Annotated in this window: 14 protein-coding genes and 1 tRNA gene; 9 read left to right on the top strand and 6 right to left on the bottom strand. The window is 67.5% G+C overall.

Features of this window, described 5'->3' with window-relative positions; all coding sequences use genetic code 11:
* Nucleotides 1–73 precede the first annotated feature (73 nt).
* Nucleotides 74–931, bottom strand: coding sequence for a thioredoxin (trxA, locus tag AB1281_RS14095; RefSeq protein WP_430346206.1), 858 nt, complete (start codon nt 929–931; stop codon nt 74–76).
* A 127-nt stretch (nt 932–1058) separates the two neighbouring features.
* A complete protein-coding gene (locus AB1281_RS14090) occupies nt 1059–1310 on the bottom strand; it encodes a hypothetical protein (RefSeq protein ID WP_430346205.1) in 252 nt (83 codons plus the stop codon).
* Between the two features lie 155 nt (nt 1311–1465).
* Between AB1281_RS14090 and AB1281_RS14085 the strand changes: the two genes are divergently transcribed.
* Complete coding sequence (locus AB1281_RS14085; protein WP_430346204.1) at nt 1466–2065, top strand: DUF998 domain-containing protein; 600 nt, start codon at nt 1466–1468, stop codon at nt 2063–2065.
* A 30-nt stretch (nt 2066–2095) separates the two neighbouring features.
* Here AB1281_RS14085 and AB1281_RS14080 read toward each other — a convergent pair whose 3' ends face one another.
* Nucleotides 2096–2329, bottom strand: a complete 234-nt coding sequence (locus AB1281_RS14080) for a hypothetical protein (RefSeq protein WP_430346203.1) — start codon at nt 2327–2329, stop codon at nt 2096–2098.
* 341 nt (nt 2330–2670) lie between these two features.
* Between AB1281_RS14080 and leuS the strand changes: the two genes are divergently transcribed.
* The 8 genes from leuS to AB1281_RS14040 all read left to right on the top strand — a co-directional run bounded on the left by leuS (nt 2671) and on the right by AB1281_RS14040 (nt 9943).
* A complete protein-coding gene (gene leuS, locus AB1281_RS14075) occupies nt 2671–5313 on the top strand; it encodes a leucine--tRNA ligase (RefSeq protein ID WP_430346202.1) in 2643 nt (880 codons plus the stop codon).
* A 137-nt stretch (nt 5314–5450) separates the two neighbouring features.
* Nucleotides 5451–6035, top strand: a complete 585-nt coding sequence (lptE, locus tag AB1281_RS14070; RefSeq protein WP_430346201.1) for an LPS assembly lipoprotein LptE — start codon at nt 5451–5453, stop codon at nt 6033–6035.
* Between the two features lie 12 nt (nt 6036–6047).
* Nucleotides 6048–7085 (top strand): DNA polymerase III subunit delta, encoded by a 1038-nt coding sequence (gene holA / locus AB1281_RS14065; RefSeq protein ID WP_032961944.1) that lies wholly within the window; start codon nt 6048–6050, stop codon nt 7083–7085.
* A 3-nt stretch (nt 7086–7088) separates the two neighbouring features.
* The gene (nadD, locus tag AB1281_RS14060; RefSeq protein WP_014647945.1) at nt 7089–7754 is read left to right on the top strand and encodes a nicotinate-nucleotide adenylyltransferase; all 666 of its coding nucleotides are present in this window, start codon (nt 7089–7091) and stop codon (nt 7752–7754) included.
* 58 nt (nt 7755–7812) lie between these two features.
* Complete coding sequence (gene rsfS / locus AB1281_RS14055) at nt 7813–8223, top strand: ribosome silencing factor (protein ID WP_005418109.1); 411 nt, start codon at nt 7813–7815, stop codon at nt 8221–8223.
* Nucleotides 8224–8289: 66 nt separating this feature from the next.
* Nucleotides 8290–8760 carry a 23S rRNA (pseudouridine(1915)-N(3))-methyltransferase RlmH gene (gene rlmH, locus AB1281_RS14050; RefSeq protein WP_430346200.1) on the top strand — a complete coding sequence of 157 codons (471 nt, stop codon included), beginning with the start codon at nt 8290–8292 and terminating at the stop codon, nt 8758–8760.
* A gap of 22 nt (nt 8761–8782) precedes the next feature.
* A tRNA-Asn gene (locus AB1281_RS14045) sits at nt 8783–8859 on the top strand.
* A 136-nt stretch (nt 8860–8995) separates the two neighbouring features.
* Complete coding sequence (locus AB1281_RS14040; RefSeq protein ID WP_430346199.1) at nt 8996–9943, top strand: alpha/beta hydrolase; 948 nt, start codon at nt 8996–8998, stop codon at nt 9941–9943.
* Nucleotides 9944–9992: 49 nt separating this feature from the next.
* Here AB1281_RS14040 and AB1281_RS14035 read toward each other — a convergent pair whose 3' ends face one another.
* From AB1281_RS14035 to AB1281_RS14025, 3 genes are all read right to left on the bottom strand, one after another.
* Nucleotides 9993–11414 carry a basic amino acid/polyamine antiporter gene (locus AB1281_RS14035; protein WP_430346198.1) on the bottom strand — a complete coding sequence of 474 codons (1422 nt, stop codon included), beginning with the start codon at nt 11412–11414 and terminating at the stop codon, nt 9993–9995.
* A gap of 150 nt (nt 11415–11564) precedes the next feature.
* Nucleotides 11565–14372: a TonB-dependent receptor gene (locus AB1281_RS14030; RefSeq protein WP_430346197.1), complete on the bottom strand. Its 2808-nt coding sequence runs from the start codon at nt 14370–14372 to the stop codon at nt 11565–11567.
* Between the two features lie 197 nt (nt 14373–14569).
* The gene (locus tag AB1281_RS14025; RefSeq protein WP_014038026.1) at nt 14570–15220 is read right to left on the bottom strand and encodes an energy transducer TonB; all 651 of its coding nucleotides are present in this window, start codon (nt 15218–15220) and stop codon (nt 14570–14572) included.
* Nucleotides 15221–15323: the final 103 nt, after the last annotated feature.

Below are 15323 nucleotides of genomic sequence, written 5' to 3'. Positions count from 1 at the left end.
GACCGCAAGGCCGCCAGCGCGCGCATTATTGCCCGCGTTCAGTGCAGGGATTCTGAACGGAGCGGGCTCCCGTTCAGAACAGCAGCGACGCCATCCTGCGGCGGTACTGGCCCACCAGGTCCTCGTCCGAGATCACATTGAAGGCGTCGATCAAGGCTTTGCGTGGCAGGCCTTCCTCGAATCCACGGTCGATCCGCAGCATTTCCAGGAACTGCGCCAGTGCCGCCTCGTCATGGCCGCCGAGCAGCAGCTGCACGCCGCGCAGGTGGCGGGCCTTGAGATCCTTGCCATCGGCGGCGATGCGGGCTTCCAGCACGTCGGCCGCCGGGGCATCCTTCAGCGCGGCGGCGAAGGCCAGGCGGGCGCGGGCGCGCACGGCGCGGTCGTCGGTGGCCAGATTGGCCGGCAGGCCGTCGATCAGGGTGCCGGCCTCGTCCACGCCGCCGATCTGCAGCAGGGCCAGGGCGAGGTCGAGCTTCAGCTCATCCTTGTCCGGCTCGGCGGCGATCTGCGCGCGCAGTACGTCGACCTGCGCCTGCGGGTCCAGCGGGGCGTCATCTTCAGGGGCGGCATCGCCGACATCGGCCGGCACGATGCCGTGCTGGGCCAGGAACTCACGCAGCTGGCCTTCCGGAATGGCACCGGGGAAGCCGTCCACCAGCTGGCCGCCCTTGACCAGGAACACAGTCGGTACCGAGCGGATCTGGAAGGCCGCAGCGATCTGCTGTTCCTTGTCGACATCGACCTTGGCCAGCTCGAAGGCACCGTTGTACTCGGCAGCCAGCTTTTCCAGCATCGGGCCCAGGGTCTTGCACGGCCCGCACCAGGTGGCCCAGAAGTCGACCAGCACTGGCGTCTGCAGCGACTTCTGCAGGACTTCGGCCTCGAAGGTCGCAGTGGTGGCGTCGAATACGTAGGTCGTCTCGGTCATGGGGGAGGCATCGCTTGGCATCTGGAGACCGATTCTATGGTGACGATCGATGTCGGTCTCAACCCCGCCATCACGGAGTACGCCCCCGAGGTGGTGTTGGCGGGCCCGCAGGCCCGCCGTGACACCCTTATGAGCGCGGCAAGCAGTACAGCTCGTGGATCACCCACTGGCCGGAGGCGACAGGCTTCGACGCCGAGGTGCGCTTGAAGTACTCGGCCTCGGCCGCCTGCAGGTTGGCGGCACTAACGCTCCCCATCAGGGTGCCGTTGTTCTGGGAGCTCGCCGGCCCGATCTTGGCGTAGCAGTTGAATTCGGCGGCCTGGACGGTGCCGGCCAGGCCAAGGCTGAGCGCGGTGGCGATGAGGATGCGTTGGATCATGGGGAACTCCCGACATGGCGGAACTGCCATGCGCCGAGCATCACGGCTGGGGCAGCGGGCGGACATCGAATTGATCTGAAATGCGTCGCGCTTGGCGCATCGCGTCGCTGCCGCGACAATGCGGTGATCCATTCCTTTCCGGGTGATTGCGCGTAATGTCCGTGGTCCGGCTTGATCGTTGGTTGGGGCTGCTTGCGGCCGTCGTATTCGTCCTGGCCGTGGCCGGCTTCGGTGCCGGCCTGGAGGGTTATGCGCAGGCCCGCCACCCGGTGGCGTTGCTGGGCGCGCGCGGTGTGCCGCATGCGCTGCCCTTCAATCTGCTGGGTTTCGTGCTGACCGGCGTGCTGGCGGCAGTGGTGGCTGAGCGCCTGCGTCGCGGCCTGCCCACCACCGCCGGCTGGGCGCCGCGGGTCGGCAGCCAGATGCTGCTGCTGGCCGGTCTGGCCTTTGCCGCGATGGGGCTGCTGCCACTGGACGTGGACGACCTGCACGGGCCCGCCAGCCAGCTGCATGCCAGCGCCTGGATGATCTGGGTGCTGGGTTTCGTCGCCGGCACCGTGCTGCTGGGCGTGTCCCATCTGCGCCAGGCGCATGGCCGGGCACTGGGCGCATTGGCCCTGGGCTGCGGCGTGCTGGCCGCGCTGGCGGCGTTTGCCCTGCAGGGCACGCTGCCGGCGCCGATGGCACAACGGCTCGCCTTCGCCTGCTGGCTGGTCTGGCTGGCGGCGGCCCTGCCGTTTGCGTCGCGCCCCTGAGGGCGCGGCGGCTGCCGCGCCCAGCCAGGGTCAGGGTTGCTGATAGCACTTCATCTCGAAGCCAACAGGGCCGAAGGTGTCATAGATCCAGGCGATGGTCTGGTTGATGGCGTCCTGCTGGGTGTCTGCATCCACGGTGTGGAAGCCGGAATTGCCCGGTTCGCCGGTGATGATGTAGGCGCAGTTGAAGGTGGCGGCCTGTGCGCTGGCGACACCGCACAGCGCCAGGGTAGTGGCCAACAGGGCCTGTTGCAGCAGTTTCATGGTGGATCTCCGGTGGAAGGCTCCGGGTGACAGCCAGCAGCCGGCGGGGCAGGGAGCCGGCTGGCCCGCGGGTTCAGGTTTGGTCGCAGCGGGTCTGGTGGGCAGAGGGAAACTCCGCACCTGGTGTAGGCCATTGCGGTGGCGGCGCTCTAGAGTGACCCGCGTCGCGCTTGCCTGGAAACGCCGTTCCACCGCGGCGCGCGCCCGGCCGAGGGCGCGCGCAGTTGGCTGCAACCCGGCAGGGCCTATCGCGACAGCGGCGCGCCCTGGCGGGGCAGGATTGGAGCCATTTGCCGCACTGCGGTACGCTGTACCGCTTTGCCGCCGCATCCGCGTGTTCCATGACCAGCGCTGAAACCAACGCCTACGACCCGCAGCAGGTTGAATCCGCCGCCCAGCAGTACTGGGACGCCACCCGTGCCTTCGAGGTCGACGAGACTTCGGACAAGCCGAAGTACTACTGCCTGTCGATGCTTCCGTACCCGTCCGGTGCGCTGCACATGGGCCACGTGCGCAACTACACGATCGGCGACGTGATCAGCCGCTACAAGCGCATGACCGGCCACAACGTGCTGCAGCCGATGGGCTGGGACGCGTTCGGCCTGCCGGCGGAAAACGCTGCGATCAAGAACAAGACCGCGCCGGCGGCGTGGACCTACAAGAACATCGACCACATGCGCAGCCAGCTGAAGTCGCTGGGCTACGCCATCGACTGGTCGCGCGAGTTCGCCACCTGCCGTCCGGACTATTACGTCCACGAACAGCGCATGTTCACCCGCCTGATGCGCAAGGGCCTGGCCTATCGCCGCAACGCGGTGGTGAACTGGGACCCGGTCGACCAGACCGTGCTGGCCAACGAGCAGGTCATCGACGGCCGCGGCTGGCGTTCCGGCGCGCTGGTGGAGAAGCGTGAGATCCCGCAGTGGTTCCTGCGCATCACCGATTACGCCCAGGAACTGCTGGACGGCCTGGACGAGCTGGATGGCTGGCCGGAATCGGTCAAGACCATGCAGCGCAACTGGATCGGCCGTTCCGAAGGCCTGGAGATCCAGTTCGACGTGCGCGATGTCGATGGCAGTGCGCTGGACCCGCTGCGCGTGTTCACCACCCGCCCGGACACGGTGATGGGCGTGACCTTCGTGTCGATCGCCGCCGAGCACCCGCTGGCGCTGCATGCGGCGAAGAACAACCCGGAACTGGCGGCGATGCTGGCCGACCTGAAGCAGGGCGGCGTGTCCGAGGCTGAACTGGAAACCCAGGAAAAGCGCGGCATGGACACCGGCCTGCGCGCGCTGCATCCGGTCACCGGCGAGCCGGTGCCGGTGTGGGTCGCCAACTTCGTGCTGATGGGCTACGGCACCGGCGCGGTGATGGCCGTTCCGGGCCATGACCAGCGCGACAATGAAGTGGCCAACAAGTACGGCCTGCCGATCAAGCAGGTCATCGCCCTGAAGGATGCGCGTACCGAAGAGGAGCGCAGCTGGGACGGCAGCCGCTGGCAGGACTGGTACAGCGACAAGAGCCGTGCCTTCGAGCTGGTGAATTCGGCCGAGTTCGACGGCCTGGATTTCCAGGGCGCTTTCGAAGCGCTGGCCGAACGTTTCGAGCGCAAGGCCCAGGGCCAGCGCCGCGTCAACTACCGCCTGCGCGACTGGGGCGTGAGCCGCCAGCGCTACTGGGGCTGCCCGATTCCGGTGATCTACTGCGCCAAGTGCGGCGCGGTGCCGGTGCCGGAAGAACAGCTGCCGGTGGTGCTGCCGGAAGACGTGGCCTTCGCCGGTACCGGCTCGCCGATCAAGACCGACCCGGAATGGCGCAAGACCACCTGCCCGGACTGCGGCGGCGCGGCCGAGCGCGAGACCGACACCTTCGACACCTTCATGGAGTCGAGCTGGTACTACGCCCGCTACACCTCGCCGGGTGCCCGTGATGCGGTCGACAAGCGTGGCAACTACTGGCTGCCGGTCGACCAGTACATCGGTGGCATCGAGCACGCGATCCTGCACCTGATGTATTTCCGCTTCTACCACAAGCTGCTGCGCGACGCGCGGATGGTGGACAGCAACGAGCCGGCGCGCAACCTGCTGTGCCAGGGCATGGTGATCGCCGAAACCTATTACCGCCCGAACCCGGACGGCTCGAAGGACTGGATCAACCCGGCCGATGTGGAAGTGCAGCGCGACGAGCGCGGCCGCATCACCGGTGCCACCCTGATCGCCGACGGCCAGCCGGTGGTGGTCGGTGGCACCGAGAAGATGTCCAAGTCGAAGAACAATGGCGTGGACCCGCAGGCGATGGTCGGCAAGTACGGCGCCGACACCGTGCGCCTGTTCTCGATGTTCGCCGCGCCGCCGGAACAGTCGCTGGAGTGGAACGAAGCCGGCGTGGACGGCATGGCCCGCTTCCTGCGTCGCCTGTGGGCCCAGGTGCAGAAGCACGCCGCCGACGGTGCCGCCCCGGCACTGGATGCCGCAGTGCTGGATGCCAACCAGAAGGCGTTGCGCCGCAAGACCCACGAAACCATCGGCAAGGTCGGTGACGACTATGGCCGCCGCCACAGCTTCAACACCGCGATCGCGGCGGTGATGGAGCTGATGAACGCGCTGGCCAAGTTCGAGGACGGCAGCGAGCAGGGCCGCGCGGTGCGCCAGGAAGCGCTGCAGGCCATCGTGCTGCTGCTCAACCCGATCACCCCGCATGCCAGCCACGCCCTGTGGCAGGTGCTGGGCCATGGCGAGACGCTGCTGGAAGACCAGCCGTTCCCGCAGGCCGACAGCAGCGCGCTGGTGCGCGATGCGCTGACCCTGGCGGTACAGGTCAACGGCAAGCTGCGTGGCACCATCGAGGTGGCGGCCGATGCCGCGCGCGAGCAGGTCGAGGCGCTGGCCCTGGCCGAGCCCAATGCGGCCAAGTTCATGGAAGGCCTGACGGTGCGCAAGATCATCATCGTCCCCGGCAAGATCGTGAACATCGTCGCTGCCTGATGTCCCCCGCACCGGTCACCCGCGCGGTGGCCGGTGCCTTTCCAGAAGCAGGGCCGGGTGCCTGATGGCCCTGCATTCACGCGGCTTCGGGCACGCTGTGTGTTGCCGTGATCGCCCGGCTCCGCCAGACTGTCTCCATGACCCGAATCCTGCTTGCCCTCGTTCTTGTCCTCGGCCTCGCCGGCTGCGGTTTCCATCTGCGCAACAAGCTGATGCTGCCGACCGACACCGCCCCGGTGAAGGTGGTCTCCACCGCCCCGTACAGTGAACTGGTCAAGCTGCTCAACCGCAGCCTGCTGGCCTCCGGTGCCAAGCTGGCCGATGAGGACAGCAAGGAACCCAGCGCCCAGCTGCAGGTGCTGTCCGAGCGCTGGGGTGACCTGCCGATCGCCATCGACTCGCAGGGCCGTGCACAGGAATACAGCCTGCGCTACGCCGTGATCTTCATCTTCCGCCGCGAGGATGGCAGCGAACTGGTGCCGCAGCAGGTGATCGAACTGTCGCGCGACTATGTGTCGCCGCCGACCGACGCCACCGGTACCACCACCGAACGCGAAATCCTGGCCACGGAGCTGCGCCGGGAAATGTCCGCCTCGATCATCCGCCGTATCGACAGCGTGGTCCGCGCCGAGATCGAGAAGGGAGGCAGCCTGTCCGCGCCGAAGGCCAGGCCGATCGAGGGTGCGGTGCCGGCCGCGCCGGCCGCCGCCGTCAAGCACTGAGCGGCAGCGACGATGGAACTGCGTCCGGAGCAGCTGGCAAGCCAGGGCGCTGACACCCCGTTGGCGCCGGTGTACCTGATCGCAGGCCCGGAAACGCTGCGCGTGCTGGAGGCGGCGGATGCCGTCCGCGCGCGCGCGCGCGCCTCGGGCATCGGCGAACGCGAAGTGTTCGACGCCGACGGGCGAGATTTCGACTGGAACCAGCTCGACGCCAGCTTCAATGCGCCCAGCCTGTTCAGCGCCCGCCGCCTGGTCGAGGTGCGCCTGCCCAGTGGCAAGCCTGGCAAGGACGGCGCCGAGGTGATCAGCCAGTTCTGCGCCAATCCGGCGCCGGACGTGGTGCTGATGATCACCGCCAATGAATGGAGCAAGGCCCATCAGGGCAAGTGGGCCGAGGCGGTCAGCCGCATCGGCGTGCTGTCGGTGGCCTGGGCGATCAAGCCGCACGAACTGCCGGACTGGATCGAGCGCCGCCTGCGCGGCAAGGGCCTGCGTGCCGACCCGGCCGCCGTGCAGCGCCTGGCCGAGCGGGTGGAGGGCAACCTGCTGGCCGCCGCCCAGGAAATCGACAAGCTGGCGCTGTTGGCCGATGGCCAGCCGCTGGATGTGGAGCGGATGGAGTCGCTGGTGGCTGATGCTGCCCGCTACGACGTGTTCCGGCTGGTGGAGGCGACGTTCTCCGGCCAGCCACCGGCCGTGCTGCGCATGCTGGCTGGCCTGCGCGGCGAGGGCGAAGCGGTGGCCGCACTGATGCCGATCGTGATCCGTGAACTGCTGGCCGGTGCCGGCCTGGCCCGGGTACAGGCCCGTGGCGGCAACCTGGCCGCCGAAATGAAATCGCGTGGTATCTGGGAATCGCGGCAGGCGCCCTACAAGCGCGCGCTGCAGCGGCACCCGGAAGGCAAGCGCTGGGAACGCTTCGTGGCCGAAGCCGGTCTGGTCGACCGCATCGCCAAGGGGCGGGCCGACGGCGATGCCTGGCTGGCGCTGGAGCGCCTGCTGGTGGCCGTGGCCGAACCGCGTGCCGTGCGCCTGCTGGCGCGGGCCTGAGCGATGAGCCTGCGGATCTATTACGGGGGCACCTTCGATCCGGTGCACCTGGGGCACCTGGCAATCGCGCGGGCCGCCCGGGACGAACTGCAGGTGGCCGTGCGCATGTTGCCGGCAGGCGATCCGCCGCACCGTGCGGTGCCCGGCGCCACCGCCGAGCAGCGCTGCACCATGTTGTCGCTGGCCATCGGCGACGAGCCGGGCCTGCTGCTGGACCGCCGTGAACTGGACCGTGCCACGCGCTATCCCGGTCGTCCGTCCTACACCGTCGATACCCTGCGCGAGCTGCGTGGCGAGCTGGGCCCGAGCCGGCCGCTGGCCTGGCTGGTGGGCGCCGACAGCCTGCTGGGCCTGTCCGGCTGGCACGAATGGGAGGCCCTGTTCGGGCTGGCCCACTTCGTGGTGGCCGAACGGCCGGGCAGCCCGTTGCAGGCGTCGATCGACGGCGAACTGGGGCGTGCCCTGCAGGGGCGCTGGGCCGACAATGAGCAGGCCCTGTTCGCCAGCCCGGCCGGGCGCATCCTGCGCCTGCACCACCCGCTGCGCGAGGAGTCGGCCAGTGCCGTGCGCTCGCAGATCGCCGCCGGTGGCCCCTGGCGTGCCCTGCTGCCGCCGGCCGTCGCGGACTACGTCGCTGCACACGGGCTGTACCGCCCGGCCACAGCGTGAATGGCGCGGCCGCGCCATCCCCGTATAATCGCCCCCACGTTTATCGAGTCGATCCACTTTGAGCAACCAGACCCAGCCCCAGACCATCAAGGTCGATCTGCCCAGCCCGCCGCCGTCCGTGCCGGAACTGCTGGCCAGCGTCCGCCAAGCCACCGAAGACCTGAAGGCCAAGGACCTGGTCGAGATCGACGTGCGCGGCCGGTCCAGCGTTGCCGACTACATGATCGTCGTTTCGGGCACCTCGACCCGCCACGTCAAGTCGATCGCCGATGAAGTCGTGCGCTTCGCCAAGAACATCGACGTGATGCCGCTGGGTGTTGAAGGCGAGCGCGAAGCCGAGTGGGTGCTGGTCGACCTGGGCGACGTGATCGTCCACGTGATGCTGCCGCGCGTGCGTGAGTTCTACGCCCTCGAGCGCCTGTGGACCGTTGGCGACCAGCCGCCGTCCAGCGACGACGAAGTGGCCTGAGCCGCACGTTGATGCATCCCTTCGACGGCGCCGATGGCGCCGTCGACGTTTTGGAGGACCGTGTAGATGAAAGCCCGCCTGATCGCCACCGGTGAGCGCGCGCCCAGCTGGGTCGCGCAGGGCTTCGCCGAGTACCAGAAGCGGCTGTCGCACTGGCTGCCGTTCGAGCTGGTGGAAATCGAGCCCGGCCTGCGCGGCAAGGGGCGTGATCCGCGCCGCGCCACTGAAGATGAAGGCAAGCGGGTCATCGCCGCGCTGCCGAAGAACGCCTATGTGGTGGCACTGGATGTGCCGGGGCGGCAGCTGAGTTCCGAACAGCTGGCACAGCGGCTGGAGCATTGGCGCGGGCAGGGCCGCGACCTGGCGTTCCTGATTGGTGGCCCGGAAGGGCATTCGCCGGAGGTGTCCGTGCTGGCCGATGAGAAGTGGTCGATCGGACCGCTGACGCTGCCGCACATGCTGGTGCGCCTGGTGGTGGCCGAGCAGTTGTATCGGGCCGCCGCAATGATTGCCAATCACCCCTACCATCGCGCGTGAAGAGTGGTTATACTAGCCGTCTGCCCGAATAGCTCAGCCGGTTAGAGCACTTGACTGTTAATCAGGGGGTCGTTGGTTCGAGTCCAACTTCGGGCGCCACCTTGAAAAACCTGCATCGCGAGATGCAGGTTTTTTTTTGCCGTTTGTGGCGTCGCGCTGCGTCGGTCGTGCATGGCTCGACTCTACAATGCAGTGTCATCGACTACGGATGTTGATTGTGCGCGCACGCCTGCTCATGGGTTCCCTGCTGCTTGCGATGGTGCCGTTTGCCACAGTGAAGGCCGCGCCTTCCACCTGGCATCCGCCACAGGGCACGACCGAGCTTCCATTGTGGCCGCAGGGCACGGTGAGCGCTCCGCCGAAGTTGAAGGGGCCCGAGCAGGTCAGCGACGTGACCTCCGAAGCCAGTGGCGAACACTGGATGATGCTGCAGAATGTCGCTGTGCCGACCCTCACCGTGTTTCCGCCGAAGGGGCCGGCCACCGGCACCGCGGTGATGGTGGTGCCTGGCGGAGGCTACCGGGTGCTGGCGATGGACCTGGAAGGCAGCGAGATCTGCGACTGGCTGGTCGCACAGGGCATCACCTGTGCATTGCTGAAGTACCGGGTGCCAGCCTCAGGCCCGAACTGGGACCCCGAGTGCAACTGCCGCGACATTCCAAAGGTGCCGATGGCCCTGCAGGATGCACAGCGTGCAATGGGCCTGCTGCGCGCACAGGCCGGGCGCTGGTCCATCAATCCGAAGCGGATCGGGGTGATCGGCTTTTCCGCCGGTGGTCACGTGGTGGCGGGATTGAGCACGCACGCGCTGCGCAGCTACGCGCCGGTCGACGCGGCGGATGAGCAGCCGAGCCGCCCCGATTTCGCGATGGTGATGTATTCCGGGCACCTGTGGGCGGGGCACGGAAAGGGGTTGTCGCTGGTCAGGGACATCACCGTGGATGACAAGGTGCCGCCGACGTTCATCGCGCAGGCCACCGACGATCGCACCGACGACGTGCGCGAATCACTGGCCTATTACCGTGCCCTGGTCGACGCGGGCGTGCCGGTGGAAATGCATCTGTTCGCACGCGGCGGCCATGCATTCGGACTGCGCATGAAGGATGCACCGGTCGCGGCGTGGCCGCAGCTGGCCGAGCGCTGGATGCAGGATATCGGCATGCTGGCGGAACGCCAGTTGTAGAGCCGAGCCATGCTCGGCTGCCTGTGTGAAGCCGAGCGTGGGCTCGGCTCTACAATGCCAGGTCACCCTTGCAGAACGCCACCAGCGTGGCGATCGCCACCGCCAGGATCGCGCCGAACAGTACCCACTCCCAGCGCGTGAATACCTGCTCGCCGCGCTGGCGCCGGGTCAAGGCGAACAACACTACGCCGGGCATGTACAGCAGTACCGACAGCAGCAGGTTGTCCAGGCCGCCGGCATACACCAGCCACAGCGCATAGGCGCTGGCCAGCAGTGCGACCACGAAATCGCGCCAGCGCACGCCTGGTTCACCGGCATAGGCCTGCCCACGCCAGGCCAGCTGCACGCCGAACGCGGTGGACAGGAAGTAGGGCACCAGGCTCATCGACGCGGCCAGCAACACCAACCCGGTGTAGCTGCCCGAATTGACCAGCACCAGCAGCAGGAACAGCTGGATCAGGCCGTTGCTCAGCCAGAGCGCATTGGCCGGCACGCCGCGCGCATTCTCGCGGCCGAGGAAGGCCGGCATGGTGCCGTCGCCGGCCGCGGCGTACAGCACTTCGGCGCACAGCAGCACCCACGCCAGCAGTGCACCGAGTACTGAAATGATCGAACCGATGATGATCACCGTTGCGCCCCATTCGCCGACGATGGCGCGCAGCACATAGGCCATCGACGGATTGGGCAGCCCGGCCAGTTCGGCCTGCGACAGCACGCCCATCGACAGCAGGCTGACCAGTACCAGCAGCAGCCAGACCCCCAGGAAACCGATCACCGTGGCACGGCCGACGTCGGCACGTCGCGCGGCACGCCGCGAATAGATGCTGGCGCCTTCGATGCCGATGAACACCCACACGGTCACCAGCATCATGCCGCGCAGCTGCTGGCCGAGGTCGCCGAGTGCGGGCGTGCCGAGGAAATCGGCGCGGAACACGTCCATGCGGAACGCGCCTGCCGCCAGGATCAGGAACAGCGCGATCGGCAGCAGCTTGGCCACGGTCACCAGGCCGTTGACGATGGCGGCCGTGCGCAGGCCGCGCAGCACCAGCAGGTGCACGGTCCACAGCAGCAGTGACGAAGCGGCCACGGCGGCGGGTGTATTGCCTTCACCGAAGACCGGCATGAAGTGGCCGAGGCCACTGAAGATCAGCACGAAGAAGCTGGCGTTGCCGAGCACCGACGCCACCCAGTAGCCCCACGCCGCAGAGAAGCCGATGTAGTTGCCGAAGCCCTCGCGCGCATAGGCGTAGATGCCGGTATCCAGGTCGGGGCGACGATTGGCCAGGGCCTGGAACACGAAGGCCAGCATCAGCATGCCGGCGCCACTCACCGCCCAGCCGATCAACGCGGCGGCCGGGCCGGCGCTGCGCGCGACGTTCTGCGGCAGTGAAAAGATGCCGGCGCCGACCATCGAGCCGACCACCAGTGCAGTCAACGCGGGCAGGCCCAGCCGTTGCGATGTCGCGGCCATGGAGATCCCCTGCGGCGCGGATGCCGCGAGCACACGGTAGCCATGTACTCGTGAACATGTCCGCAAGAGGCGTGCAGGAACCGGCCCGCATGAAAACGACGAAGGCCCGGGCAACGGCCCGGGCCTTCGAGGGTGACGCTGCAACCGGTATTACTTGAACGTGTACTTGAAGCCGACGGTGTAGTAACGACCCAGCGCACCGGAGAAGTGCATCGGGTTGTAGTTCACCGCACCGTAGGTGGTCGGGTCGAGCGGGGCGATGCGGTCGAACACGTTGGCCACCGAGGCGTTGAGTTCGAACGAATCGTTGATGCTCCAGCGACCGGACAGGTCCATCGTGGTGAACGAGGAGATCTTCGTCACCGGCGTGCCGTCAGCGTAGAAGGCCAGGTAGCTGCCACCACGGCTGTCGATGTTGTCCATCTTGCTGATGTAGTTGACGATGCCGCTGACGCTCCACGGGCCCTGCTTCCAGGTGGTGCCGAAGTTGACCTTGTCCTTCGGCGTACCGATGCAGTTGGTGACGTCGCAGTTGCCGTGGGTACCCACGTAATCAACCGTGTCGCCGCCTTCGGTGCGCTCGAACTTCAGGATGTGGCTCCACTGCAGGTCCAGTTCCAGCTGGCCCGGGCCGATCTCGAAGGTCTGGCGGATATCGGTATCGATACCGCGCACGCGCGAGGAGCTGGCATTCACGTAGCCGGTGTTGACCGCCAGGATGGTGCCGCTGTTGGCCACGCCATTGAGATTGTTGCTGTCGCGCAGCACGTTGCCGGCGAGGATCGCCGCCGCCGTGCTGCCCTGCACGATCTCGTTGGTGCGCTTGATCTGCCAGGCATCGACGGTCATCGAGGTGGTCGAAGTCGGCTGCAGCACGATGCCGACCGAGTAGCTCTTGGATTCTTCCGGCTTCAGCAGCTTGTTCGGCTTGGTGATGATCGCCACCGAATTGGCGCCACATTCGCTGGCCGCGCCGCCGCTGATCTGGCAACGCACCGGGTCGACCGCAGTGGAGAAGGCGGCCAGGCCACCGTCACCGTTCTCGGCCGGGTTCGGCGCGCGGAAACCTTCGGCGTAGCTGGCGCGCAGGGCGATCCAGTCGGCCGGGGTCCACTTCACGCCCAGCTTCGGCGTGGCCTTGCCTTCACCGCTTTCGTACTTGTCGTAGCGCAGGGCACCGGACAGTTCCAGCTGTTCCAGCACCGGTGCCGACAGTTCGACGTAGCCGGCGTAGACGTTCTGGGTGCCGTCATAGGCCGAGTAGCCCAGGCCGATGATGTCGCCCTGGTCGGTGTAGGTCTGCGGGGTCAGGCTGTTGCTGGTCTTGCGCCACTCGGTACCGATCGCCAGGCCCAGCGGGCCGCCCTTCAGGTCCATCAGGCTGCGCGACACGGTGAAGTCGAACATGTCCAGGCTGGACTTGGCACGGGCGCTGATCATCGGCGAGATGTAGTCGTACAGCGCCTGCGAGTTCTTGCCCGCATCGTCACCGATGCGCCACACGCCACCGGCGCAGTTGGCATTGCCCAGTGCGCACTGCACGGCGCTGTAGCGCAGGAAGCCGGTGCGCTTGTTGGTCAGGTCGGTGCCCGAATGCAGGTAGGCGGTGTCGTAGCTCCAGTCGCCCCAGTTGCCCTTGATGCCCACCAGGAAGCGGTTGAACTCATTGGTGTTGTCGGTCACGCGCGGGCCGACATCCCAGGCGGAGTAGCGCACTCGGACCGGAGTGGCGCCCGGCTGCCCGTAGAACGGGTTGTCCGGGTGGTTGGCACCCAGCACGGTGGCACCCGGGCCGGAGTTGGCATTGACCGGGCCACCCGGGTAGCCCCAGCCACCGGACACGCCGGACGGGGTGTTGCTGAAGATGGTTTCCTTCTTCGAGTAGCCGATCTCGGTGTAGATCTCGCCGCCCTCACCGAAGGCGAAGCTGGCGCGGCCGAACACGTTGACGTACTTCTCTTCCGGAATCAGGTCGCGGTACTGCTGCGCCGGATCGAACAGGCAGCCGTCGGCGGCGATGCTGGCCGGAGTCTGCCCACCAATGGTGGTCAGGCCGGCACAGCCCGGCAGCGGAACCAGGTGGCCGGTAGCGTCGAGGTAGGAGCCGTTGGGGCCGGAGCCGCCGGAGGTGCCGCCACGGGTGTAGGCACCGCCGAGGAACTGCGCGGTCTTGTCGTAGCCCCACGGGCGGGTGTCACCGGTTCCGATCCACTTGCGGTTCTTGCGGTCGCTGATCTTGATCGCGTCGGTCTTGCCGACGTCCAGGCTGAAGAACGCGTTCCAGCCATCGGTGGCCAGGTCGCCGGTACCGGCGGTCAGGGTCGCCTTCCTGGCGTCGCCATCGCTGTCACCGGACAGGCCGTAGGAGCCACGCAGGATGGCGCCCTGGAAGTCGCTGCGCAGGATGATGTTGACCACGCCGGCGATGGCATCGGAGCCGTAGATCGCGGAGGCGCCGTCCTTCAGCACTTCCACGCGCTCGACGGCATCGAGCGGAATGGTGCTGAGGTCGGTGAAGACCTTCTGGCCGTCATCGGCCAGGCCATAGGTGGCCATGCGGCGGCCGTTCAACAGCACCAGCGTCGAGCCGGCGCCCAGGCCGCGCAGCGAGATGCCGGCGCCACCGCCGGCGAAACCGTTGCCGAAGGTCTTGGGAATCGAGCCGGCGCCATCGGCGGTGATGGTCTGCAGGTACTCGGCCAGCGAGGTCTTGCCGGTGCGGTCGATTTCCTGGCGGGTCACCACCTGCACCGGTGACGGTGTCTCGGTGTTGGTGCGCGGGATGTTGGAGCCGGTGACCGTGATGCGGTCGAGGTTGGTGGCCTTTTCCTGCGCGAAGGCGGAGGAGGAAGCGACGGCGCCGGCCAGCAGCAGGGCGCCGCCGGTGAGGATGTGGGTGATGGACGATGCCAGGGTGCTGCGGCGGCGGCTGGCGGGCCGTTGGATCGGGTGTTTCACAGCTTCTCTCCTAACTGGAAAACCGTAGCGTTGAGGGCTGTCGCCGGATCGATACCGGGACGCGCCAATCTAGGTTTCCAGCAGGTGACGAAGTCGTGAATTTTTGCTTAATCGGTAACGCTTGGTCCTGGACTGTCCGCATTCCCCATGGCTGAGGCAGGGGCCGGCCCGGCGCGAGGCCGGGCCGGTGGGGTCGCTCAGTCCGGCAGCGAGAACTGCACCGGCACCATGCCGATGGCCGGAACCGCCACGCCGTCACGCTGGGCAGGCTCGAAGCGCCAGTGCTTGAGCACCTGCTGGCGGGCGGCCTGGTCCAGGTTGCGCGAGCCGCTGCTGCGCTCGACGCTGACGGCCACTGGCTGACCCTGGATGTCCACTTCCACCCGCAACAGCACCGTGCCCTGTTCGTGATTGCGCAGGGACTGGATCGGGTAGCTTGGCGGCGGGGCGCTGCGGTACTGCAGCTGGGCGCCGGCCAGCGGGGTGGACGTGTCGATGCTGGGCGCGAGTTGCGGTGGGGCTGGTTCGGCCGCCGGCAGTGCGATGCCCTGGGTCTCCTCCACCGTCGCGGTGGGAGCCGGCAGCGGCGGCGTGACCGGCTGGGCCTGTGGTTTCGGTACGACCCGGGCCACTTCCTTCGGTTCCTGCAGCACCGGAGGGGGCGGTGTCGGCGGGATCTTCTCGATCAGCCTGACCGTGGTCTTGTCACGGGGGACCTGCACGGCCTGGTAGGTCGCAGGGATGAGCAGCAACAGGAAGGCCAGCAGGTGCAGGGCGATCGCCGCGCTCCAGGCGGCTACGCGGGCGGGGTCGAAGTGCGGGGATGCAACGGGATACGTACGAACCATGATCCACCTCCATGCCAGTGACGAAGTCCTCAACGCACCAGGGCCCGTGGCGGGGTTGCCGCACGCGGCTGGCAGTCCATCAGTAGCGCGGCTTGGCGGCTAC

The organism is Stenotrophomonas sp. NRRL B-14846, from assembly GCF_050473585.1.
Taxonomy (GTDB): domain Bacteria; phylum Pseudomonadota; class Gammaproteobacteria; order Xanthomonadales; family Xanthomonadaceae; genus Stenotrophomonas.
Note: the sequence above shows the minus strand (reverse complement) of the source record. Positions and strands in the feature narration are given on the sequence as shown.